Source organism: uncultured Caldilinea sp. (genome assembly GCF_937128415.1).
Lineage (GTDB): Bacteria > Chloroflexota > Anaerolineae > Caldilineales > Caldilineaceae > Caldilinea.
The window spans coordinates 53,860-77,269 of record NZ_CAKZMJ010000026.1; the positions used below are offsets into that span (position 1 = coordinate 53,860).

Annotated in this window: 16 protein-coding genes; 8 read left to right on the plus strand and 8 right to left on the minus strand. The window is 57.6% G+C overall.

The features are described from left to right. Nucleotides 1-2 precede the first annotated feature (2 nt). Complete coding sequence (gene galE, locus Q0367_RS03435) at nucleotides 3-980, minus strand: UDP-glucose 4-epimerase GalE (RefSeq protein ID WP_298980972.1); 978 nt, start codon at nucleotides 978-980, stop codon at nucleotides 3-5. Nucleotides 981-1,312: 332 nt separating this feature from the next. Here galE and Q0367_RS21025 point away from each other — a divergent pair, with 332 nt between their 5' ends. Further along, a complete protein-coding gene (locus Q0367_RS21025) occupies nucleotides 1,313-1,714 on the plus strand; it encodes a transposase (protein WP_363325828.1) in 402 nt (133 codons plus the stop codon). Here the strand turns inward: Q0367_RS21025 and Q0367_RS03440 are convergent. Then, nucleotides 1,668-6,074, minus strand: coding sequence for a hypothetical protein (locus tag Q0367_RS03440; protein ID WP_298980973.1), 4,407 nt, complete (start codon nucleotides 6,072-6,074; stop codon nucleotides 1,668-1,670). The genes Q0367_RS21025 and Q0367_RS03440 overlap by 47 nt on opposite strands. Nucleotides 6,075-6,431: 357 nt before the next feature. Between Q0367_RS03440 and Q0367_RS03445 the strand changes: the two genes are divergently transcribed. The 6 genes from Q0367_RS03445 to Q0367_RS03470 all read left to right on the plus strand — a co-directional run bounded on the left by Q0367_RS03445 (nucleotide 6,432) and on the right by Q0367_RS03470 (nucleotide 13,002). After that, nucleotides 6,432-6,938: a transposase family protein gene (locus tag Q0367_RS03445; RefSeq protein WP_298980975.1), complete on the plus strand. Its 507-nt coding sequence runs from the start codon at nucleotides 6,432-6,434 to the stop codon at nucleotides 6,936-6,938. Nucleotides 6,939-7,053: 115 nt separating this feature from the next. Then, nucleotides 7,054-7,278: a hypothetical protein gene (locus Q0367_RS03450; RefSeq protein ID WP_298980977.1), complete on the plus strand. Its 225-nt coding sequence runs from the start codon at nucleotides 7,054-7,056 to the stop codon at nucleotides 7,276-7,278. Nucleotides 7,279-7,715: 437 nt separating this feature from the next. Continuing rightward, on the plus strand, nucleotides 7,716-8,744 hold the full coding sequence (locus Q0367_RS03455) for an ABC transporter permease (protein ID WP_298981032.1): 1,029 nt from the start codon (nucleotides 7,716-7,718) through the stop codon (nucleotides 8,742-8,744). Further along, entirely contained in the window at nucleotides 8,741-9,541 is an 801-nt protein-coding gene (locus Q0367_RS03460; RefSeq protein ID WP_298980979.1) for an ATP-binding cassette domain-containing protein, read from the plus strand. Before Q0367_RS03455 ends, Q0367_RS03460 begins: the two co-directional genes overlap by 4 nt. Before the next feature lie 221 nt (nucleotides 9,542-9,762). Beyond that, complete coding sequence (locus Q0367_RS03465; protein WP_297631197.1) at nucleotides 9,763-11,796, plus strand: sugar-binding protein; 2,034 nt, start codon at nucleotides 9,763-9,765, stop codon at nucleotides 11,794-11,796. A gap of 285 nt (nucleotides 11,797-12,081) precedes the next feature. Then, nucleotides 12,082-13,002: an ABC transporter permease gene (locus tag Q0367_RS03470; protein WP_298980982.1), complete on the plus strand. Its 921-nt coding sequence runs from the start codon at nucleotides 12,082-12,084 to the stop codon at nucleotides 13,000-13,002. 51 nt (nucleotides 13,003-13,053) lie between these two features. Here the strand turns inward: Q0367_RS03470 and Q0367_RS03475 are convergent, their stop codons facing one another. Then, on the minus strand, nucleotides 13,054-14,055 hold the full coding sequence (locus Q0367_RS03475; protein WP_298980984.1) for a diacylglycerol kinase family protein: 1,002 nt from the start codon (nucleotides 14,053-14,055) through the stop codon (nucleotides 13,054-13,056). Nucleotides 14,056-14,360: 305 nt separating this feature from the next. On the opposite strand from Q0367_RS03475, the gene Q0367_RS03480 reads away from it, so the two are divergent. Continuing rightward, entirely contained in the window at nucleotides 14,361-16,232 is a 1,872-nt protein-coding gene (locus Q0367_RS03480; protein ID WP_298980987.1) for a phosphoenolpyruvate carboxykinase (GTP), read from the plus strand. A 224-nt stretch (nucleotides 16,233-16,456) separates the two neighbouring features. On the opposite strand, the gene Q0367_RS03485 is transcribed toward Q0367_RS03480, so the two are convergent. The 5 genes from Q0367_RS03485 to Q0367_RS03505 form a co-directional block, all read right to left on the minus strand. Then, nucleotides 16,457-17,875: an FAD-binding oxidoreductase gene (locus Q0367_RS03485; RefSeq protein ID WP_298980988.1), complete on the minus strand. Its 1,419-nt coding sequence runs from the start codon at nucleotides 17,873-17,875 to the stop codon at nucleotides 16,457-16,459. Between the two features lie 31 nt (nucleotides 17,876-17,906). Further along, entirely contained in the window at nucleotides 17,907-20,828 is a 2,922-nt protein-coding gene (locus tag Q0367_RS03490; protein WP_297631182.1) for an insulinase family protein, read from the minus strand. A 135-nt stretch (nucleotides 20,829-20,963) separates the two neighbouring features. Continuing rightward, the gene (locus Q0367_RS03495; protein ID WP_298980991.1) at nucleotides 20,964-21,533 is read right to left on the minus strand and encodes a BglII/BstYI family type II restriction endonuclease; all 570 of its coding nucleotides are present in this window, start codon (nucleotides 21,531-21,533) and stop codon (nucleotides 20,964-20,966) included. Beyond that, a complete protein-coding gene (locus Q0367_RS03500) occupies nucleotides 21,530-22,519 on the minus strand; it encodes a site-specific DNA-methyltransferase (RefSeq protein ID WP_298980993.1) in 990 nt (329 codons plus the stop codon). The genes Q0367_RS03495 and Q0367_RS03500 overlap by 4 nt, the downstream gene beginning before the upstream one ends. Nucleotides 22,520-22,615: 96 nt before the next feature. Further along, nucleotides 22,616-23,374 (minus strand): hypothetical protein, encoded by a 759-nt coding sequence (locus Q0367_RS03505; RefSeq protein ID WP_297631165.1) that lies wholly within the window; start codon nucleotides 23,372-23,374, stop codon nucleotides 22,616-22,618. Nucleotides 23,375-23,410 lie beyond the last annotated feature (36 nt).

Genomic DNA, 23,410 nt, shown 5'->3' on the forward strand with positions numbered 1-23,410 from the left:
AATCACTTTGCGTAGCCGTGCGGGTGGGTGCGGTGCCACCTCCACGCCGTCTCAATAATGGTGCGCAGATCTGGGTATTGAGGCGTCCATCCCAGCTCGCGACGAATCTTCTCGCTGCTGGCCACGAGCACGGCCGGATCGCCGGGGCGGCGTCCGACGACGCGCGTGGGAATGGGGTGGCCGGTGACGGCGCGCGCGGTCTCCACGACCTCCTTGACGCTGAAGCCGCGTCCGTTGCCAAGATTGTAGGTGCGGCTGCCGCCGTCGAGGGCGCGCAGCGCCAGGATGTGCGCATTCGCCAGATCGATGACATGAATATAGTCGCGAATGCAGGTGCCGTCCGGCGTGGGATAATCGTCGCCGAAGATGCAGAATTCCTTGCGCTGCCCGAGCGCCACCTGCAAGACGAGGGGGATGATGTGCGTCTCCGGCTCATGATGCTCGCCCCGCTCTTCGCTGGCGCCGCACGCGTTGAAATAGCGGAGGCAAGCGTACCGCATCCCTTGCGTGCGATCCAACCAGTAGAGGATGCGCTCCAGAATGTTTTTCGACTCTCCGTAGGGGCTGCCAGGGATGATGCGCTCGTCTTCGTCGATCGGGATGCGCTCCGGCTTGTCGAACAGGTTGGCGGTGGAGGAGAGGATAAATTTCTTCACCCCGTGCGCCAGCGCGCTCTGCAGCAAGTTGACGCCGTTGACGACGTTGTCGCCGAGATAGAGGAAAGGGCGCTCCATCGACTCGCCGACGAGCGTGTAGGAGGCGAAGTGCATGATGGCCTCGGGGCGATGGGCGGCCAGCGCCGCATCGATCGCCGCGCGGTCTTTGAGATCGCCTTGAATAAAGATAGCTGCAGGATGGACGGCGTCGCGATGTCCCTGGTACAGGTTGTCAAAGACGATGACTTCATCGCCCGCCTTGATTAATTGTTCAACGGTGATGCTGCCGATGTAGCCGGCGCCGCCGGTGACGAAGACTTTCATAGCGTTTCCTTTTTCGTTTTGTTTCAATCAAGCATTTTCCATTGGGCTGGCGGAGCGGTCATTTTTCAATGATTGTACATTCTAGCAGATTGGAAGCGATTTAACATAGGGGACGCAGTGGGGTTGAAGCGTTCTCGTGGAATAGGACTGTTCAGGAAGCTCTGTGAAATTGAAGAAATGATGCTGGCAACTCGTAGCTTCTTTCGTGAGAGCCAAGAATCGTAGCTGCAGGCTGCGCTTTGTCGATTTTCCCACGGCTTTCGGGCCCGCCGAGAACCTGCGGCTGCGAGCCGCAGCTACGACAATCATTGCAATGAGGTCACCTGCCATGAATGGCGAGACAACCGTGCTTTTTCTGCAAAAGCTCTTGCTCACCTATCCGCAACCACTGCTCTTGCTCCTGTAAGATCGCGCTCCTGGCGGCCAATCCCAGACTCCAACTGATGTACTTCCCTCCCGCCCCGCCTGAGCTTAATCCCCAAGAGCATGTCTGGAAAGCGGCCCGCACCACCATCAGCCACAACCATCACTTTGCTTGTCTGGAATTCTTGTCCGACCAATTCTTGTCCTATCTCTCCAAGACTCGTTTTCCCTCTCCCTTGCTCGACATCTGTAGGTACAATCACGTTTGTCCAATGTTTACGATGTGTCTATTCATCTCTTCTTCAGGCTGCCCCGATCCTCAGGTTAAGCACGGTGAAGCTCGTAACGATACCTCTCGTCGTTCAGGGTGAATTCTATCCACTCGCCCTTTCGGAGGCGTCCCTTCAAACGCCACTCTTTGAGAACAAAACTCATGGTCCCATCGGTCTCCCGCCGCTGGTGCGGATTTGGCGCGCCGAATGAGCTCATTTTACCAGTAGCCACATCAATTGTGAGGTCCGAACCTGTAGGAATGTTTGTAATGCGACAATAGGGATCTCTCCAAGCCACGCTGAAATCGCTGGGAATTTCAGGTGGCAGTGGTGTACCAGGGTCTGGGTACTCTGGTAGTCTGCTTATTTCGCTCAGAGCGATTCCCCACTCGTCGGCCCTCTTGTTGAGCTCGTCCGTACGCAGGCTTATGAGCCTTGCACTATCGGCTTCGTGCGGTTCTGATTTCTGGAGACGTTCGATTTGACGCGTCTTAACCTTTAGCCAACGCTCGCGCACAAAGCGGCGCTCCGTGCGGCTGCGCGAGTTCTGTTCCATTCTCTCGTACAGCGGCAAGAGATCCTTGTCTAGCAACACTCGCTCTAATGCAGCGGCCAAGGTTGGTAGACTTAAATATTGACGCCACCTCTCGTCAGTTTCGCTCACGAAGTGCGACAAATACTCGGTAATATCCTCCCTTTCTTTTCGAGTAAACGCAGTCAGGGCATCAGAACGAGCTAGCTCCTCGATTAATCCCATCTGCAGCTCAGTCAATTTACTAGACGAAAGCCGTAATGGCGTCCAGGGTGAACGCGCCTCGATGATCTTGGCGCCTACGTTGCCGCCAGCGGATACGAGCCTAATCGCAAGTTCCCACCTTCGACCTCGAGCTAGGTCCACAAGCAGCTGTCGTGCATACTCATAACCCTCTTTCTCCGGCCATCGCTCGGTTATCCTCTCTACCAACTTTCGAGCCTCGTTATAGTTTTCCACCTCAACTAGTGCCCGGTAGACTTCGTCTACTAGCGTGCGACTCGTTGGGAAAATATCCTGCGGCCTGTCCGAAATCGCATTGCGCAGCAGTTCGATGGCCTTTCCCAGCTCCTTTGTTTTCAGGTACATTTCAATGGCGTGTTTCCAATAGCCTAGACGGCGGTAAGCGTCGGCAACTAATTTGCCGATGTCAGGAGGGACATCGCCCGATCTTCTGCTTTGAAATTCTTCCACTACTGTTTGCATATCTCCTGCCCGATGCCACCACTTCAGGTTCTCCGGATAAGTCGCTATTTGCGCTTTCGCCCGTGCGTATTCCCGATGGGCTGGAGGCGCACCAGATAGCTTTTCCCAGGCAGCAACAGCTTCGCGGTAGCGCTCGCTCGCATAGTAAATGTGGGCGACGGTTTCAAGATCGAGGTCATTGTGAAGGTGACGTAGGTGGTCTAGAACCTCGGCTGCCAGAGACGCAATGTTCGACATGCGCTCTCGGTTCCAATCGCGGCTCGCCACCTTCAAAGCAGCTCGCATCGCCTCCAAGAACTGTGCTTCCGAGTAGGAAACGTTGTCTCCTTTCTTCAAGCTGTCCAGATAATACTCCAGAAAAGCGGTCGCGTCATTGGCAGACTTGGGTGATTGCATGAATTTAGCTGTAACACGGTAGCGTGGATTTAATCGCTCGTAGCTTTTGGCCAGGCTCAGAAGGTCATCATAATGCTTTCCTGCCCAAAAGCACCGCTCAGCATCTTGCCACTGCCCCAACTCACAGTAGGCTTGTCCCGCTTCCCTGTACAGGCCTTCGATTTCCAAAGCTTCCGCCTCACAGACTTTCGCCAAGTCATCACGTCCGGCGCGGCGATATTGGGCCTTTGCCTGTCGCAACAACCTAGCATTACCTTCTGCCTTGCCGCTGTTTCGGAGCGTCTCCGCAACGGTCAACGGGTCTTGCTTTTCCCATGCTAGAAGCAGAAAATTTCCTGGCTGGATTGGAGACACGCGGTCTTTCCACTCTTCGGGCCTCGATGCTTGCTTGACCCATTGGCCTACCTCCCCCTGCTTTAACGCAGACTTCCATAGGCGTTCTTCACCCGACACCGTGTCAATCAACACTAAGTTGCGCTTTGCCCGTGTCACGGCCACATAGAGCTTGTTGAGGAAGTAATGATGGGTCAAATCGTCGTCCGACCTTTTATCTATCAAACCCTCTGGACAATACTCGCCAAACTTGTAAACTACCACGGTCCCGAACTCCATGCCTTTTGCTTCCATAGGGCTCAGCACGGTCAACGTTTCAATGTGTTGTTTAAGAGACCGTAGCAAACTGTCGTTCTCTATGAACTCCTCCTCCTGGCCCTGCTCGCAAGGCACTATGATCACCGGGTTCTTTTCAATTATGTCGTGAATTTGCGATTCAGAAAGCGTTTTCCCGAGGGTAAAAAGCATCGGTGCGCTTTCGCTCTCGTCGTCGTCGAACCAGCCCTGCTGGGGCGTTACATCGGCACCCACGCACAGGTGGCGCCACAGCAAGACCAAATTGCTAAAGCCCACGATGTTAGGTTGAGAGCGATAGTTATAGGTTAACGGCTGATAGTCGAAACCTATGGTTTTTCTTCCGTATGGGTCTAGCCCCAGGACAACTTCACTGTAGAAGGAGGCCTTTACAGATTCCCAACGAAAGCCCGTTGGATTAATTGTCTGGAAGGGATCGCCAGCCAAGACAAACGGTAATCTGATGTACCGTTCCCGACCCAGGTCATACCGATGATAGAGCAATAGGCGAACGAGAAAGTTGAGCTCTAGCCGCGTAAAATCTTGGGCTTCATCGCAAAAGATCACCGCAAAATCGGGCGAAAGCGCACTCTGGCTAAGCAAGTTAGAAGCAATCTTTACCTCATCCCAGAGACGTTGTTCCTCCATCAACGGTTGAAGCCAGCTTCTCCATACTTCTTCATAGACCGTCTTGAACTCCTCCAAGGTAACGCTCTGTTCCTTCTTTGGGACTTCAGCGTAATCATCAGGCTCCATGTCATGGTCGTAGCGCCATCCTCTAATTAGGGCACGCACGATGTGCCAGGCCATGGCAGGTGGAACTTTCCTAGAGCCGCGAAAGCCAGAGCCTTTCAGCGTAGGGGGCAGGCGCTCGTTCGTGTAAAGGCGCGAAAACAGGCTGTAGCTCAAGTATCGCTCTGCTTCGTATTGCGTGCGCTGATCGAGGGGGACTCTATCTAACAAGAACTCACGAAAGGTGAGGACGGGGACGGACCTGGTTGAGTGCCCACTGTCAAACTCCGACCTAGTTCCTTGACGTTTTGCAATAAAGTCCGCTCGACTGCGCAGCAACTCATCAATCTTTTCCCTGGCCAGATCTCTTAGTCGCGGTGTATAAGTCAAGAAGATGATCTCACCGTCTAGAGTCTCTTGTGTCTTTCTAGACACATAGTCTGCGAAAAGATGATAGAGCATCGTAGATTTGCCGCTGCCGGCGCGACCATTGATGAACAGCGGCAAAACTGCTCGGTCCCGGGGCCATTCGCAGCGGACTCGTTTTAGAAGCTGAGCTTCCTCTGTGGAGAGAGCCAGGTTTGCCTCTTCATCTTGTTGTAGCTGTTTCCAGACCTCATCATCGGCCAAAAGATACGCCGGATAACTTCGGCGGGCATATCGAGCCACATCGTCTAATTTAACAGTCTCTCTTTCCTCTGAAATCCCTGCAAAGCGTCTGCGAATGTCTTTCTCGAACTCATCCCGGCTTTTGGTCTCCTGTCTAGGATCGAAGGGGCTAAGTAAGAGCAGTATATCTTCAGGCCCCTCAACCGAGAGATGAACCCCATAAACAGACCGGCCTGTTCCGTTGTCTAGCATGCGACGAATTCGGGCGCTGTCGCTCAGCAGTTCTCCAGCTTGCCGATCCTGAGCGAGACGTTGAACTAGGTTGTAGTAATCTTTCCATTGGTCTTTATACTTCTTATGAGCCAGCCTCTCCACCCACAACCGACTTTCCATTACGAGTTCATCATCAGCCGAGTCCGCAAATGGCTCCAACCACGATGCTAAACTCGACGGCAAAGCTTGTTTAATCTCGTTCCGGCCCTTATTTTGTTCAGCGAGAAACTGGGCGGCCTCTTGTTGGAGATCTGCCATGTCCAGTAAAGGCTCTAGCCATTCTCGCCGCTGGTTTACGGAACCGTCTTTGAACCTCTCGTAGTCATCATCGCCGCACTTGAAGATAGTGAGCACACAAAAAGCCTGCAATTGGGAGGGAGTCGCCAGCTCGACCGGTTTAATTACCAAACGCAATCTACCGCCGCTTGTCCCCACTTTGTCATAAAGATAAGGAGGACGCTTATCGAGCAGTTGGTTCAACTCCTCGTTTGATCGCTCTTCATAGCGAGCAATCCATTCATAGAGATCGAAACCGTATCCACGGGCTTTCCGGTCGGCCGTCTTCGTGACGTAAATAAATGCCATGGCAAAACATCCTCCTAATCGATGTGACGATGAGACGCAGCTTCCCACAACACCAAGGGAGATCTAGTACGGTTGCCAGAAATTGTACACATGCTGTGGTTATTGACAACTCACCTATCAAACTTTGTAGGGCATAATCAAGTTGTAATTTTGACATTTCACGCAATGAAAGTTTGCTGTTTGTGATGCGCAAGTTATCGCCGTGAGAGCACATCGAAGGAATTGGGCGCTGGCGGTTGGCTGCCCCACAGCTGGCAGCAGTTCTAAGTCCAGGCAGTGATGTACAAAATCTTGCTCATTGCGCACTCTTTACTTGTGACAAGCAAGGAAAATACACGATGAGCACTCCTAAGCACATTGGCAGAGGCGCTGGCGCACATCTCGGATTCACGGTCAGCGCGCGGTCAGAGCTGCGAATGGCAGTTTCTTTTGATCTTGATCGGCGCCGCCCTCATGAGCGGAAAGAAATCGATGCTTGAGATCAACAACTGGGTGCAAATGCACGGTGAGGAGCTGAAAACGACGTTGAAGCCGAAAAAGGGTCGGATACCCAGTCTTGCCACCCTGCAGCGCGTGGTTCGGGATGTCGAGATTACGACGCTGGAAGCAACGCTGAGCAAGTTCCAACGGGACTTGAGCCATAAAACCGGTGATGTCGCCGCCGTGGTGACGCAGGATGGACGCAAATTGCATGGGCTGGCATTGGATGGCAAGACCGTGCGTGGAGCCAGTGCGTACGGCGAAACAGTCCACTCAGTGAGTTTGATGCATCACAGTTCCGGCCTCGTGTTCGACCAAGACAAGACCAGCGAGAAACTGCATGAAAGCTGCGTCGCCGAAAAGATATTGGCGCACAACGACTGACAAGACACAGTGCTCACGATGGACGCCTTGCATCCTTGCCAGGAGCGCGCAAAACAGATTCGGCAAAGGGGTGGCGACTACCTGGTTGTGGTCAAGCGCAACCAACAGGTCATCTATGAAGATATTGCTGCAGCGTTTTCTGTATCCTCGTGATGTTAGCTTTGATGAAGACCGCTCCACAATTCGCACCGGCAATGCACCGCAAGCACTTGCAGCCTTGCGCAACGCTATCGCCACCTTGCTACGTGTCGAAGGCTGGAACACTCTACCCAGTGGCTTTCGGTATTGTGAACGCTCTCCGCAAATTCCGTTGCGATTGACGGAAGCTATTGCAACTTGATTATGCCTGCAGTGGGGTTGAAGCGTTCTCGTGGAATAGGACTGTTCAGGAAGCTCTGTGAAATTGAAGAAATGATGCTGGCAACTCGTAGATTCTTTCGTGAGAGCCAAGAATCGTAGCTGCAGGCTGCGCTTCGTCGATTTTCCCACGGCTTTCGGGCCTGCCAAGGGCCTGCGGCTGCGAGCCGCAACTCCCCCTCTCCCAACATTGGGAGAGGGGGCAGGGGGTGAGGGCCCACCGAGAGCCTGCGCTTCGTCGATTTTCCCACGGCTTTTGGGCCTGCCAAGGACTGCGGCTGCGAGCCGCAGCCACCGTGATATGGCCGTCCCGGCGGCAAATTTTTGCAGTTAGCGGTTTGGAAAGTGTTGTGCTATAATGAAAAAAGCCAAAGACAACCACAATCCTCTAAATATACTCTACAGGAGGCGCCGTTGACCATGGACATGACAGGCGCGCAGGAGCAGCGGGCGCTCGAGGGGCCGGGTTTCCTCACTCGCATCGTTCAGATTCGCGAAGCGGGGATTGTGATCGCCTTCGTGGCGTTGTGTCTCTACTTCTGGTGGCAGCGTCCCGACGTCTTCTTGAATCCAGCCAACCTCGCCGTGATCATGCGTTTCATCGCCACCTTTGGACTGCTGGCGATCGGTCAGCTGCTGGTGATTATCAGCGGCGGCATCGACCTTTCCGTCGGCTCCATGACGGCGTTGACCGGCGTGCTCTTTGCCACGCTTATGATGAAGGGCGTGGGCGCGATCCCGCCGTTGGGGATTGCGCCTTCGGTCGTCATCGTGCTGATCGTCGCCGGCCTCGTGGGCGCCTGGCATGGCTTCTGCGTCACCAAATTGCACATTCCGCCCTTTATCATTACTCTCGGCACCTGGCTGATGGCGCGTGGGCTGGCGGCCTTTATGACGCAGGGCTATCCCATCGTCTTTCCTTCCAACCACCCATTTCTCTGGTTTGGTCAGGGAGAGATCGCCAGAATTCCCATCATGTTTATTGTGCTCGTCATCGTGGCGACGCTGGTCTTCTTCCTGCTCAACAGCACCACGCTAGGACGCCATATTTACGCAGTCGGAGGCAACATCGAGGCGGCGCGCGTCTCTGGCATTAAGGTGAATCGGGTGCGAATCTTCTGTTTCATTGTGAGTAGCCTGATGGCGGGTTTGGTGGGGCTGTTGTTGGCCTCACGGCTGGGACAAGGCACGCCCACGGTGGGCGCCGCCTATGAGCTTTGGGCCATCGCTGCGACGGTGATCGGCGGCACCAGTCTCTTCGGCGGCGAAGGCACCGTGCAGGGCGCCATCTTAGGCGCCGCCATCATGGGCGTGATGGTCAACGGCATGGTTCTGATCAATCTATCCTCCTATTTGCAGGACGTCGTCCTGGGCGCCGTGTTGGTGATTGCGGTGACCTATGACACATGGCGCAGGCGACGACAATTGGGACAGGTGAGGCGAAAATGACGGCGACGACGGCAACAACGCCCATTGTGGAGATGCGCAACATCAAGAAGAGCTTTGGCGCAGTGCAGGCGTTGCGCGGGGTCGATCTGACCCTGATGCACAACGAAGTGTTGGGGTTGGTGGGGGACAACGCCGCCGGGAAATCGACGCTGATGAAGGTGCTGAGCGGCGCTTACATCCCCGACGAAGGGGAAATCTACCTGGAAGGCAAGCGCGTGCACATCACCGGGCCAGACGATGCGCGTCGGCTGGGCATCGAGATGGTCTATCAGGATTTTATGCTGGCCAACAATCTGGACGTCGCCGCCAATATCTTCCTGGGCAGGGAAGTGGTGCGCTGGGCGTTGGGGCCGATCCGCGTGATGGACAAACGCGCCATGGAGATCCAATCTCAGCAGTTGCTCCGGCGACTCAACATCAACGTCAGCTCGGTGCGCTTGAAGGTGGAGCATCTTTCCGGTGGTCAGCGTCAGGCGGTCGCCATCGGTCGCGCCACAGCGTTCAACGCTAAGGTGATCATCATGGATGAACCGACCGCTGCGCTCAGCGTCTCGGCGATCGGCCAGGTGCTGGATCTGATCCGCGAGTTGAAGGCGCAGGGGGCGTCGATCATCATCATCAGCCATCGTCTGGAGGATATCCACGAGGTGGGCGATCGCGTGGTCGTGTTGCGCCATGGTCGCAAAGTGGCGGATTATCCCGTCACAGGCGATGTGCAGAGCTTCCGCGAGCGCGTGGTTTCCTACATGGTGGGCGCCAGAGACGATTTTTCTAAAGTCGTGGCGGAAGAAGATTGAGGAGGCCGCAAAGCGTTCGACCGATTCTGGTTTTAGAGCAATGTCCGTTGCGCCCTGCGAAGAGGAGGTGATGCCTGTCAACAAGATGCAAACCTTTGTAAGATGCAACCAATGTCGCGAACAATGTCTCGAAGGCGGCTGTATTTGGAGTCGGAGTCTTGAGCGTGCGATTGGAACTCACGGGACAATATTCATTTTTTAGACCAGTGGAGGAAAGCGCCATGAAACGGTTTCGACTTCTCTTTATTTTTTCCTTGATTGCCGCATTCGTCCTGGCCGCCTGCCCGCCTGCGCCTACACAGGCGCCCTCTCCTGCAGCGCCAGCCGTGGATATGGAAAAATTCCAGGTGGTCGTGATCGGCAAATCCGTCCACCCCTATTGGAGCAATGTTGAAAAAGGCGTGCGAGCAGCCGCAGCTGACCTGGGTCTGCGCGACGATCAGGTGATCTTTTTCGTCCCGCCCCAGGAGGATGTCGCTCGCCAGATCGAAGCGATGGAGACCTACATTGCGCAAGGAGTGACCGGAATTGCAATTGCGCCTTCGGACCCCAACGCCCTGGAGCCGGTCATGAAGAAGGCTGCGGACGCCGGCATCATCGTCACCACCCTGGATACGCCGCCGGTGGAGGACTCCGTGTCGCTGGTCTACATCGGCACAGACAACTACACCGCCGGTCAGGTTGCAGGCCAGGTCATGTTGCAGCTGTTGCCGGAGGGTGGCAAGGTCGGCATCGGCCGCGGCTCCGACACTGCGCTCAACGCGCTGCAGCGCACCGACGGCTTCCTCGACGCCATCGCCGGTTCGGCAATCGAAGCGCTGGAGCCGGTCAACGACAGAGAGGACGCAGCGCGGGCGCTCGAGCTGGCGAATTCGGTGATCACAGCCAACCCTGATCTGGCGGGCGCCTTTGGCGTCTACGCCTACAACGGGCCGGCCTGGGCCACGGCCGTGAAGGAGGCCGGCAAGGTGGGCGAAATCAAGATCGTCTGCTTCGACGCCACCACCGACATCATCAACGGCATCAAAGAGGGCGTCATCCAGGCGACGGTGGCCCAGCGCGAATTCGACATGGGCTATAAGTCCGTCCAGCTCATTTACAAGATCGCCACCGAAGGTCAGGAAAAAGCTTTCGCCGACATGGGCGTTGTCAACGGCGTCATCGACACAGGCGTCGACGTCATCACCGCCGCCACCCTCAAAGAGTACGAGGCGCAGCTGGATGCCAAAGGCATCCCGCACGAGTGGACGACCGAGGGCTGGGAGCCGCCCGCCGACGCCTTCCGCTTCACGCCGCCGGCGCCTCAAGCCATGCATCCGGCGCTGGCCGACGGCAAGATCACAATCGCCTGGATTCCCAAGGCCCTCAACAATCCGGTCTTTGAACTGGGCCGCGACGGCGCCTTCGCCAAGGCCAGAGAGCTGACCGAGCAAGGGCCTTATGAGGTCGAAGTGCTGTATGTCGGCTCCGTGGCTTCGGACATGGCGGAGCAGGCGCGCGTGATGGAAGACATGATCGCGCGCGGCGTCGACGCCATCGGCGTCTCCTGCAATGACCCGGATGGCTGCATCGACCCGATCAACAAAGCTGTCGAAGCAGGCATCGAGGTGATGACCTGGGACTCGGACTCGCCCAACAGCAAGCGCTTCACCTACCTGGGCGTGAGCAACTATGACGGTGGCCTGGCCGCCGCCGACCTGCTGGTGCGCGCCATGGGCGAGGAGGGCAAAGTGGCGCTGTTGACCGGCGTGCCCGGCGCCTTCAACCTGGAGGAGCGCATCCGCGGCTTCAAGGACGGCATCGCCAAATATCCGGGCATCGAGATCGTCGCCACCGTCGCCTGCTACGACGACATCAACCGCGGCGTCCAGGTGGTGGAGGAGACCATGCAGGCCTATCCCGACCTGGACGGTTGGTTCTTCGTCGGCCTGTGGCCGCTCTTCGCCGAGCGCGGCTCTATGCCGCTGTGGGAGGAGGCGGCGCGCTCCGGTCGATTGAAGACCGTCGCCTTCGACACGCTGCCGGTCGAGCTCGAGTACTTGAAAGAAGGGCTGCTCCATGGCCTCGTTGGTCAGAAATACTGGGGTTGGGGGTACGACACCGTGCAGATGATCTATGATCGCATCGTGCACGGAAAGGAGTTCGACTCTTGGACCGACTCGGGCATGGACATCGTCACGGCCAAGAATGTGGACGCCATGATCGAGGCGTGGGAGACCAGCGACTTCACCAAGCCGCTGCCCGATCCTTTCTAATTGCGTCCACTCGGGCTGCAGGCTTCCTGTCAGAATGACGCCGTGGCCTGCACGATGTCTGCACGAATGGGTTGGCGTTGACGTTGCGTTCTGGCGGCTCTGGGCGCCCCAAGCCGCCAGAACGCTTGCACTTATCTTTGACAAATCACCAAACTCCAGGCCTTGTAGACGAGAATCTCCATGCAAGAACGCGCAGCAGGCGCTGGGAAAAGCGCCCCCTCTGCCCAGATCACCCGAGAGCGCCCGGCGTGGCGCAGAAGCATCAATGTCCAGGAACTTGGGATTTTGGTTATCTTTCTCCTGTGGGTGATCTTTCTTTCGCTGGCCACCGACACCTTCTTGACCACGCGCAATGTATTCAACATGTTGCGCGCGTTTTCGTGGATTGCCATTGCAGCCTTCGGGCAGTGCATGGTGATCCTGACCGCAGGCATCGATCTTTCCGTCGGCTCGAATATGGCGCTCTCCGGGCTGGCTGCGGCCATGTTGGCGGTGAATAACGTTCCGGTGCCATTGGCGGTCTTGGGCGGCCTCGTAACCGGTGGCCTGATCGGCCTGATCAACGGTCTGTTGGTGACGCGCTTGCGCTTGCCTCCGTTTATCGCCACGCTCGGCATGCTCAGCATCGCTCGCGGCGTCACCTATGGCGTCACCGGCGGCTGGCCTGTGCGCCAGCTGCCGCCGGAATTCAACCAGATTGGGCAGCTAGACATTATGGTCGGCTCCTGGCCGGTGCCTTTACCGGTCATTGTCATGCTTGTGCTGGCGGCGTTGGTTTCGCTTTTTCTGAGCAGGACGGTGACAGGGCGTCACATCTACGCCGTGGGTGGCAACGAGGAGGCGGCGCGCGTCTCCGGCATCAAGACGCAGTCGGTCAAGCTTTTCGTCTATGTCAGTTGCGGGGTGTTGGCCGCCATCGGCGGCATCCTGATGACCGCACGGTTAGGCGTGGCTGCGCCGACCGCCGCCGAAGGGTACGAGTTGGACATCATCGCGGCCGCCGTCATCGGCGGCGTCAGCCTCTTCGGCGGTGAGGGGACGATTCTCGGCGTGTTGATCGGCGCTGCGCTGATGCAGACCATCCGCACCGGACTCAATCTGCTTGGCTTTCCTACGTACTGGCAACCTGCGGCGATCGGTGCAGTGATCCTGCTGGCCGTCACCTTTGATCAGTGGCGAAAACGGCGTAGCCGGTCTGTACGTTGAATCAGGCTCAATGGTGAGGTGCGCGCTATGTTCGAGGGGCCGGCATTGCCCTTAAAAGTCGCGCCCGGCGCATTTGTCCTCAATCGCCCGTTGCAGCGGCGCGCCGGACCGCACGAACAGATCTTTGGGCGCGCCCTGCGGCGCCAGCACATGCAGAAAGCCTGGCTCCAGCGTAATCTCGACCGGCGTGGAGCGGTGCAGCTCGCCGTCCAAATGAAAGGGTTGGGGTCGTTTCGTCTCAATCACGATGCGGCGGCCCGTAAGATGCAGAATATCCGACCGACCGAGGTGTCTTCCCGTCATAATGCGCAGGCTGTGCGCCAGCATCTGCGGAGAATAGCGTCCTCGTAAAATCCACACATCAAACAAGCCGTCGTCGAGCATGCTGCGCGGGCTGAGGTTGAAAAGTCCACCGGCGTAAAGCCGTGAATTGGCGACGATCACATCCAACACTTCGTCTTCGAGCACGACATCATCCACGCTAACGCGCACCTCTTCCCCTTGATATAAAAGAAACGGCAGCGTCGCCTTGGCGAAATAACCCGCGACGCCGAAACGCTTCAGGAGACGGGAGCGCGGCTCGACGCTTTCCACGATGCGGCTGTCGACGCCCGCCGCCGCCCACAGGATGAACGAGCGTCCGTTGCTACACTCCCCTACATCGATGGCGTGCACAGTTCCCGCCATCAGCCGCTCAGACGCTTCAATTAACCAGTAGGGGTTCGCCCCGTTCGGCGAGGGGAGGCCAAGGTCGCGTGCGAAGCAATTCGTCGTGCCGGCCGGCAACGTCGCCAAAATGGTCTGCGAGCCGAGCAAGCCGTTCGCCGCTTCATGGATCGTGCCGTCGCCGCCCGCCGCCAGGACAAGCTGATGCCCGTTGCGCACCGCCTCGATGGCCAGCTCGGTGGCGTGAGAAGGTCGCCCCGTCTCTCGCAAGCTCACCTCCCAGCCGTGCGAACGCCAGAATGCGACGGTGGCTTTGATATTTTGCAGCCAGTCGTTGAATCCGGCGTGTGGGTTGTAAATTAATGTGGCTTTGCGCTGCGTCGACATGGGCGAACCTGAAGTGCACGGCCTATTTCCCACAATCAATCATATAGTCAATCATATAGTGGTAACTGTACCATCAGGGGGCGCCGTTGCACGTAGGTCGGATTCCGAACGTTGGAAGGAAAGCAAGCTTTCCGGCGCCCCGTTTTCTCTCCATCGATGTCGGGGCGCGTGTCCCTGTCATCGAAGGGATAAGTGTCACTTGTACACCTAGTTTTGGCTCGATATAGTATAGACGTCGAGCAAACAGAGGCTGGCCCGGTGAAGAAAGATCGTCTTCAGTACACAACCAACAGGGGAGCAGACACATGAACCTTGCCATTCCGGAGTATGTGAAAAATCAGGCGTTGCGCAAGTGGGTCGAGGAGATGGTCGAGCTGTGCAAGCCCGACGGCGTTCACTGGTGCGATGGCTCTCAGGAGGAGTATGATGCGCTCTGTGAGTTGATGGTGCAGAAAGGCACCTTCATTCGCCTTAACCCGGAGAAGCGCCCCAATAGTTTTCTGGCTCGCTCTCATCCCAGCGATGTGGCGCGCGTTGAGGATCGCACGTTTATCTGCTCGTTGAGCCGCAAGGAAGCCGGCCCCACCAACAACTGGATGCATCCTCGCAAGATGAAGGAGGAGTTGCGCCCAAAATTCGATGGCTCGATGCGCGGCCGCACGATGTACGTGATTCCGTTCAGCATGGGGCCGATCGGCTCCCCCATCTCTCATATCGGCGTGCAACTGACCGACTCGCCCTACGTGGTGGTGAATATGCGCATCATGACGCGCATGGGAAAGCCCGTGCTCGAGGCGCTCGGCGACGGTGAATTCGTCCATTGTCTCCACTCCGTCGGCATGCCACTGGAGCCGGGCCAGCCAGACGTGCCTTGGCCTTGCAACCCCGACCCGCAGCAGAAATATATTGTGCATTTCCCGGAGGAGCGCACCATCTGGAGCTACGGCTCCGGCTATGGCGGCAACGCACTGCTCGGCAAAAAGTGCTTCGCCTTGCGCATCGCTTCAGTGCTGGCGCGCGAGCAGGGATGGCTGGCCGAACATATGTTGATCTTGGGCGTGAAGAGCCCTGAAGGGGAGAAGACCTACGTCGCCGCCGCATTTCCCAGCGCATGCGGCAAGACCAACTTCGCCATGCTCATTCCTCCGAAGCCGTTCCGCGAGGAGGGCTGGGAAGTGACGACGGTGGGCGACGACATCGCCTGGATCAAGCCCAACCACGACGGCAAGATTTACGCCATCAATCCGGAGGCGGGTTTCTTCGGCGTGGCGCCGGGCACCAATTACGAGAGCAACCCCAACGCCATGGAGACGATCCGCGCCAACACCATCTTCACCAACGTTGCCTTGACCGACGACGGCGACGTCTGGTGGGAGGGGATGACGAAGGAGCCGCCTGCCCACCTGATCGACTGGCAGGGGCAGGATTGGACGCCGGAGTGCGGACGCAAGGCGGCGCATCCCAATGCGCGTTTCACGGCGCCGATCAGCCAGTGTCCTTCGGTCGATCCCGCCTACGACGACCCCCAAGGCGTGCCGATCTCGGCCTTTATTTTCGGCGGCCGTCGCAGCAGCGTCGTGCCCCTGATCTATCAATCCTTCAACTGGGCGTTCGGCGTCTACAGCGCCGCCACCATGGGCTCGGAGATGACCGCAGCGGCGTTCGGCAAGGTCGGCGAGGTGCGCCGCGATCCCTTCGCCATGCTGCCGTTCGCCGGCTATCACATGGGCGCTTACATCAATCACTGGCTTGACTTCGGTCGCCACATTCCGAACCCGCCGCGCATCTTCAATGTCAACTGGTTCCGCCGTGATGCAGAGGGCAACTTCCTGTGGCCGGGCTTCGGCGAAAACATGCGCGTCCTGAAATGGATCGTCGAGCGCGTGCGCGGCAAAAGCCTGGGCGTCGAGTGTCCGCTCGGCTGGGTGCCCCGCTACGAGCACATCGACTGGCGCGGCCTTGAACACTTCACGCGGCAGGATTTCGACGCCATCATGTCCATCGACCGCGATGAGTGGGTGAAGGAGATCGCTTCCCACGACGATCTGTTCTTCAAACTGTATGACCGCTTGCCGAAAGAGATGATGTTCATCCGGGAACTCTTGCTGTCTGGATTGTGGCGCTCACCGGAGAAGTGGAGCACAGAAGAGATGGAGTTTTTTGACGATATCGGGTAGAGCAGCCGTTTTCTAAAAATTTTACTCGTCAGGAAGGAGGCGCACGGCTTTGTCCGTGCGCCTCTTGATCCAGGAAAGGCGAGACAAATTGCTGGATCGGATGGGGGAGGCGGAGGCCGGCGCTGCGCGCCGTCGATCTCTGGGGCGGTGAATCCGGCAAAGGTCGACGGAAGGCTTTCGGCAAATGCCGATGGTCGATATGGCGCCTCCCATGAGACGTCGAATCAGACGCGCGGAGATTTCCCTGTCAAACGCGTGAAAATGTGATACCCGATCCACCGAAATGGCTCCGGCGGGATGCGGGGATAGCTGCGCTGCACGAAGGGAAGCTCTCGCCAGCGGCTGTCATCTCCGCTGTACAGATCGCACAGAATCTCGCCCGCCAGGTTGGCCAGCGTGACGCCATGGCCGGAGTAGCCCAGCGCGTAGTAGACGTTGCGATGTTCTCCGCGCACGCCGATCAGCGGGCGACGGTCGAAGGTGACGCCCAGCGTTCCAACCCACCGATGCGTAATCGGAAGCGTTTGGGTGGATGGAAAGTAGCGCTGCAGCGTGCGCTCCATTGCAGCGTGGGCGCGACGCGCAGCGGCTGCGCCGCCAGGGAAGACGGTGCGGTTGTTGAACAGGTAGCTGTATGCGTGATTCCCACCGCCGCCGAAGACCAGATGGCCGTCGCACGTCATAGAGGCGTAAGAGATGCGATCCAGATCGTCGGAGAAGCCCGCCAGTCCGCGCCATCCCAACTGCTCGCGCGCGTCGACAGGAAGCGCCGCCGTGGCGAACACATGCGAATGCAGCGGGAAAAGCGCATCGCGAAAATAGCCGAGCGCCCCCGTATATCCATTCGTCGCCAGTACGATGGCGTCGGCGCGCACCGAACCCTCTAGCGTCGTCAGTGTGATGCGCCGGCCCTCTTCGATTCGGATGACCGGCGTCCCCTCATAGATTTGGACGCCCCGCGCCTCCAGCACCGGCCCCAACCCGCGCACCAGCTGCGCGCCGTTAATTTGCCCTGTGCCCGGGTCGAGCACGGCGCCACAGCCGTGCTCGATGCGAAGATAGGCGCGCAGTTCAGACGAATTCAGGAAACGCGTAGGAATGCCGAGGGCGTTCTGAGCCTCGACTTCGGCGTGCGCGGCCTCGGCGCGCGCCGGAGAGGTGTAGATGGCGACCGTGCCATCGCGGCGATAATCCACCGATAGATGATGCTCTTCGATCAGCCTGCACAGGGCTTCGATGCCTGCGCTTGTCGTCCGGTAGATGCGCGCCGCCAGCTCCGGCGGCGCGTCTTCGAAGCCGTTCACCCAATTCAGCATCATGCCGCCGTTGCGACCGCTGGCGCCGTTCGCCAGCGCAGCCGCTTCCAGCAACACAACGCGCCGGTTCGGAAAACGTTTGCTGACATAATAGGCGGCGCTGACGCCGGTGAAGCCGCCGCCGATGATGGCGAGATCGGCGTGGATGGCGCCTTTCAGCGCAGGGCGTGGGCGATACCCCGGCGTTTTGCTCGCCCAGAGCGAGCAGTTGGGGTCGATTTCGAGCCGTTCGCGAAAGATGCGGCCGTTCAGAGGCCAGGTCAGGTTGGCTGCACTGGCCCCTGCGCGCATCAACTGGAGTGCGAAGGAGGTCGAGAGAGACGCCATAGACGCAGCCGGATAAGCTCCTGGGTGAGACTTACATCACTTTTGTCATCCTCAGACGGCGCCCATCGCTGTTGAGGTTGTTGAGAGCGTCAGGAGACCCCATCACCACCACGCGCGCCCGGCGGTTCAGCTCCGCCAGTGCCTCGCCCAGTCTGCGAAAATCCGCCACGGTCGTGGCCAGAATTTCCTCGCGCATCTGCTGGCGCATTTCGTCGGTTTCACCGATCAGCCAGCGCGCCATCGAGGTGAAGCCTTTGGCGTCGGGAAGCTGATAGGCGTCGACGTCGCCGATAGCGCCGATGATGTTCTTGGTGAGTTCATCTTCGTTCAGTTCAACCGTGCGCAGCATTTCGGCCGTCTGGTCATAGATGGCGAGCGTTCTTTCCAGGTTGGGATCTCGATAGGAGAGGAAGCTGTAGACGCCCGACTGCTTGCCGAAGCTGACGAACGCGCCGTATGCGCCGCCCTCGGCGCGCACTTTGTTCCACAGCCACTCCGTGCGGATGAAATTATTGATGACGTGGATCGAGCCGTGATAGGTGTAGCCGAGCGCATAGAGGCTGCCCCCCTTGCCGACGTAGTTCACCTGCGCCGGGATCGCCAGCCCTTCGTCATTGTTTGCGAGGGGCGCCCGCCACTCCGCCCCAGTCTGCGTCGCCTTCGGCAGTTCCTGGACAAAGGCGAGCAATTGCGGCTGCACGGTCGTCCAGTTGTCGGCGTCGAGCGTGACGTTGACGACAAGGTTTTGACGCCCAAGCAAGGCGCGGCGCACCGCCTCCAACTTTTCCAGCACCGAGGGCCAGTCCTGCTCCACCTGCTCCACCAGCTTGCGCACGAAGAAAAGCCCCTCGATGCCGTCCAACTGTTCATCGGCCCAGCCGGCGGTGGTCAGCCCGGCCTGCAGACGGCTGCGCACATAGGCGTGGCCGGAAGGAATCAGGCTGGCTTCCCAGCGCGCCTTGGTCTTCAGCGCAATCTGGCGAAAACGCTCGCGGTCATCCAGCCGCACAGTGAGCAGCATCTCGCGCAGAATGTCAAGCAGGTCGGGAACCTGTGCGACGGTCGCCTTGGCGGAGACGAAAAAGCGCGCCGCCGGCTTTTCCTGGCCGCGTATCTCCGAAACATAGTCGGACCACCAGACGCCGCCCGTTTTTCGATCGATGCGCTGAGAGAATTTGACGTAATCCTCGCGCTCGGTGCCCATTTCCAGCAGCGCCCGCCCCAGGAAAGGCGCGTAGGGCAACAGCTCCTGGGGAACGCGGCTGAGGTCGAAACCCAGGTTGAGGTAGAGAATGCCGTTTGTAAAAAGGTCATGATAAAGCAATGCGCCTCCGTCCGCCAGCTCGCTGACCGCAAGCGGGATCGGCTTGTTGGTGCGCTCGAGGTCGCTGAGCTTGAGCGTCGGCAATTTCGCCAGCTCCTCGGGTGCGTCGGGGCGTTGTTGGCGCTCCTTCAGTGCACGCGTGTTTTCGACAATGCGCTGAAGCGCTTCCGGCGTCATGGCGGCTTTGGCTGCGTCGAGTTTCCGCCGCTCCTCTTCGGCGAGCCGTTGATTGTAGGTCGGGTCCGGTTCGGCGAGCACGGTGAGGCGGTGCGGGTTGTCGAGCAGGTAGATGCGGATCAGCCGCCCCAGAAAATCCGGATCGGCGGCGATGCGGCGTTTGACGACGGCCAGCGGCGTCTCATAGCGCAGCAGCTCCAACGGGTCGCGCCCGTAGTTCCAGTTTTGCAACGCGCGCATAAAGAGGCTGAGGCCGCGTGGGTAGGAGCCGGTGTTGTTCTCGCGCAGGCTGAACTCGATGGAGTTGATGGCCGCCTCGACCATCTCCGGGTCGATGCCTTCGCTGGAGAGCTTCTCCAGCGTCTCTAGAATCAGTCGCTCGACTTTTTCAGCGTCGGCGCCGGCGATGCCCTTCATCACGACGCTGAAGATGGGCTGACGGATGGAGCCGCTGGCGCCGCCCATCACATCTTCGCCCAGGCCGGAGTCGACCAGCGCCTTGCGCAGGGGAGAGGCCGGCGCGCCGATGACGGCGTAAGAGAGCACGCTCAGCGCCATGCGCAGCGAAGGGTCGGCGATCTCCGGCAGCGCCCAGCTCACGTTGACCATGCTCTTGCGCGATAGACCGCTTTCGCCGTCGACGCCGAAGGGGACGGTCATTTTGCGCGGCTGCGCAAACGGCGGATGCACCGGCGGGATGTCCGCCGGCGGCGCCGGCTCAAATTCGCGCAACACGGCGTCGAGAATTTCCAGGCGCCGCAGCGGGTCGTCGTCGCCGTAGAAAAAGAAGAGCGCATTGGAGGGGTGATAGTAGCGGCGATGAAAGGCGACGAACTGCTCATAGGTTAACTGCGGGATCACCCGCGGATCGCCGCCGTAGTCATGGCCGTAGCTGTTCTCCGGGAACAGCCCTTGCATGGCGGCGCGGCCCAGGATCGCATCGGGCGAAGAGTAGACGCCTTTCATCTCGTTGAAGACCACCCCGCGATAGGTCAGCGGCGCATCAGGGTCTTCCAACTCATAATGCCAGCCCTCCTGGTCCAGGTGATGGGGCGTCAGCAGCGGGTGAAAGACGGCGTCCAGATAGACTTCGATGAGGTTGTAGAAGTCCTTCAGGTTGGTGCTGGCCACCGGATAGGTGGTCTTGTCGGGCGAGGTGAAGGCGTTCAGGAAGGTGTGCAAAGAGCCTTTGAGCAACTGCACAAAGGGCTCTTTGAGCGGGTACTTCTGCGAACCGCCCAGCACGGAATGCTCCAAAATGTGGGCGACGCCCGTCGAATCTGCCGGCGGTGTGCGAAAGCTGACGCCGAAGACCTTGTTCTCGTCGTCGTTTTCAAGCGAAAGCACCTGCGCGCCGGTTTTGACGTGTCGATAGAGGCGCGCGCGCGTCTTCAGTTCGACGATGGTTTCATCCCGAGTCAATTCAAAGCCGTGAATGATGGTGTGGGTCATTGCTCTTCTATAAGTTCACATTGCTGAATAAACATCATCCCAGGTTGCATGGTCGCATCGGGGATGACGAAACATCCATGACGCAACACTGCCAAATGCAACCCTGCGAAAACACACTCGAAAGGTCCGAATCATTTACGCTGTCACTCCAAGCACGAGCACAGGAATATCAATGTCTGCAACGCCACGATGCTCTAGATCCCAGACAAATTGCTCGAAATATGAAACCCCTGTAGACATCTCTTCTGCAAAAAGCTTAATGGGCACAATTTCGATCCCCACGTCAATCACGCCTAACTTATGAAAGATGGTCATCTTTGCGCAGACGTTGTAAACCATGAACGCATATTTCCCGAATTGCACTTCAACGCCTACACGATTTTTGACGAAATCTATTTCACGGAAGGCGCCTTTTGTTGCTCTATTGGGGGTAAATCCCGGCAAATAATATTCGGAGGAATAGTTGCACTGCACTTTGTATTTTTTCCAGCCTTGCCGCTCAAACTCTTTTGTGAATGCTTTATTCAAGGCTCGCGGACTGTATAAGGCACGGCCGGGCATTGTCTTTTCCTGGCTGATTTTTGTTTTATAACGCTCGCTGTCAACAGCAGCAATAATTTGTTCAACCTCTCGCAACTCTCCCGAATAATGCGATGCAATCACGTCTTTGCCATGATTAAACGAATATATCCCTGCAACGATCATGTGTATTCACCAGGTTTGTCTAGGAGCCGCGCCTGAGCAGAATTTTTCCACTCTTCTGGAATCTGAGAAACTTTCTCATTTCCAGTCGGTTGATAAACCGGCTTCCCTATAGGACGATATCGAAGGACGCCATTAAAATAGTCAAAAAGGCGCTGGCGGGCTATCGCTACATATTCTGCTTCTTTTTCGCATCCCATAGCTCGCCTGCCATGCATAATAGCCGCAATAAGAGAGGAGCCAACCCCCATGTATGGATCAAACACCCAATCTCCTTCATTGGTCAATGCTAATACACAGCGCTCAACAAGTTCGATTGGAAATTGACAAGGATGAATTGTTTTCTCTGGATGATTAGATTTCACATTAGGTATATCCCACACCAGTTCTTCCCAATCTTGAACCAGAATTTCCCATACATCAGAAGGGTTTTTCCCAAGAGGATTGCCAGAAGGTTTCCCTTTGTTAGGACCCTTAAAATGACGTTTGCCTGGATACTTTGCTGGCACTCGGACTGCATCAAGATTGAAGATGTAGCGATCAGACTTCGTAAACCATAAAATCGTCTCGTAACGACCTGAAAATCGTTTGGATGCATGCAACCCGTGCCCGAATTTCCAGATAATTCGGTTGCGCAATTTCATGCCGAGCTCTTTGAATATTGGATAATACAAAATATCGAGTGGATAAATTTCTCCATTTTCAACAAAATTGCCCACCTGCCAACAAAGGCTCCCATCATTCCGTAGAATTCGATGAAGCTGGGCAATCAATTGTGCTTGTGTTTTTAGATATTTTTCAATCGAGACGCGATCCTCATATTCTTTGCCCAAATTGTAGGGCGGCGAGGTCACAATCAGCGCAATAGAATTGTCTGGAATTTGTGTGACAAATTCGCCTACGTCGCCAGAGAAGAGAACGATTTCGGCGTCTGGCTTGAAGGTTATCTCAATTGATTTGATGGGACTAAACAAAGGCAATTCACTCATGTTCTTCGATTTTCAATGTCATTTGCGCGTATAAGTCCATTTTAGCCGCAAAGCCGATTAATTTCCTGTAACCCTCCGACCGGTTGTAGAAGAAGCTCACGCACCGCACGGACAGCGCCGTTCGCGGCCGACCATCTCGACAAAGGCGGGCAGCAGCTGAAGCGTCGTGTTGAGGCTGGCGCGCACTTCACCCATCGGCTCCGGCTGCGCGCGGTCGGCCGCGTAGCCGCTGATCGTGACCAGCCCTGCATAGCAGATGCGCATCTCCTGCGCCAGCGAGACCTCGGGGGCCAGGTTATACGTGAGCACATCCGCGCCCCAACTGCGAAACATGCGCGCCTCGGCGCGCGTCTCGCGACGCAAAAAATCGACGCCGATCGCCACCGCCTCCGGCAAGCCCGGGAGCAGTTGGCGGATGGCTGCGTTCATTTCCGGACAGAAAGGTGCGCGCACGCCGCCGTAGTTGATGTCCAAACCGGTGTGCGCATCGGCGAAAAAGGTGTCCGCCTGATGGCTGGTGTAACCGATGTAGTCCTCGACGAGCACCGGCTGCCCACGCTGCAACACCGGATTGATGGCAATGCCCATGTCCCAGTTCAAGATGCGCTGGACGCCGAGCTGGCGCGCCGCAAAGAGCGTGGCGCGCGGGTCGGTGCGCGTCGGCAGACCGGTGTAGGGCTGCACCCACACCGATTGCGCTTCGCTGCATCTGCGCAACGCAATCGGCCCCGCCTCGCCGTATGGCGTCAGATAGGTGCGCTCTTCGACTACTTCGCCCAAAACATCGAGCGCGCTAGGAGGCAGCAAGACGGCGAGCAAGATCAAGAGATTGGCGGTCGGTGTGACGGCGTTCATAAGGTCCGATCTGGTTGCGAGATGACTTCTTTCGCC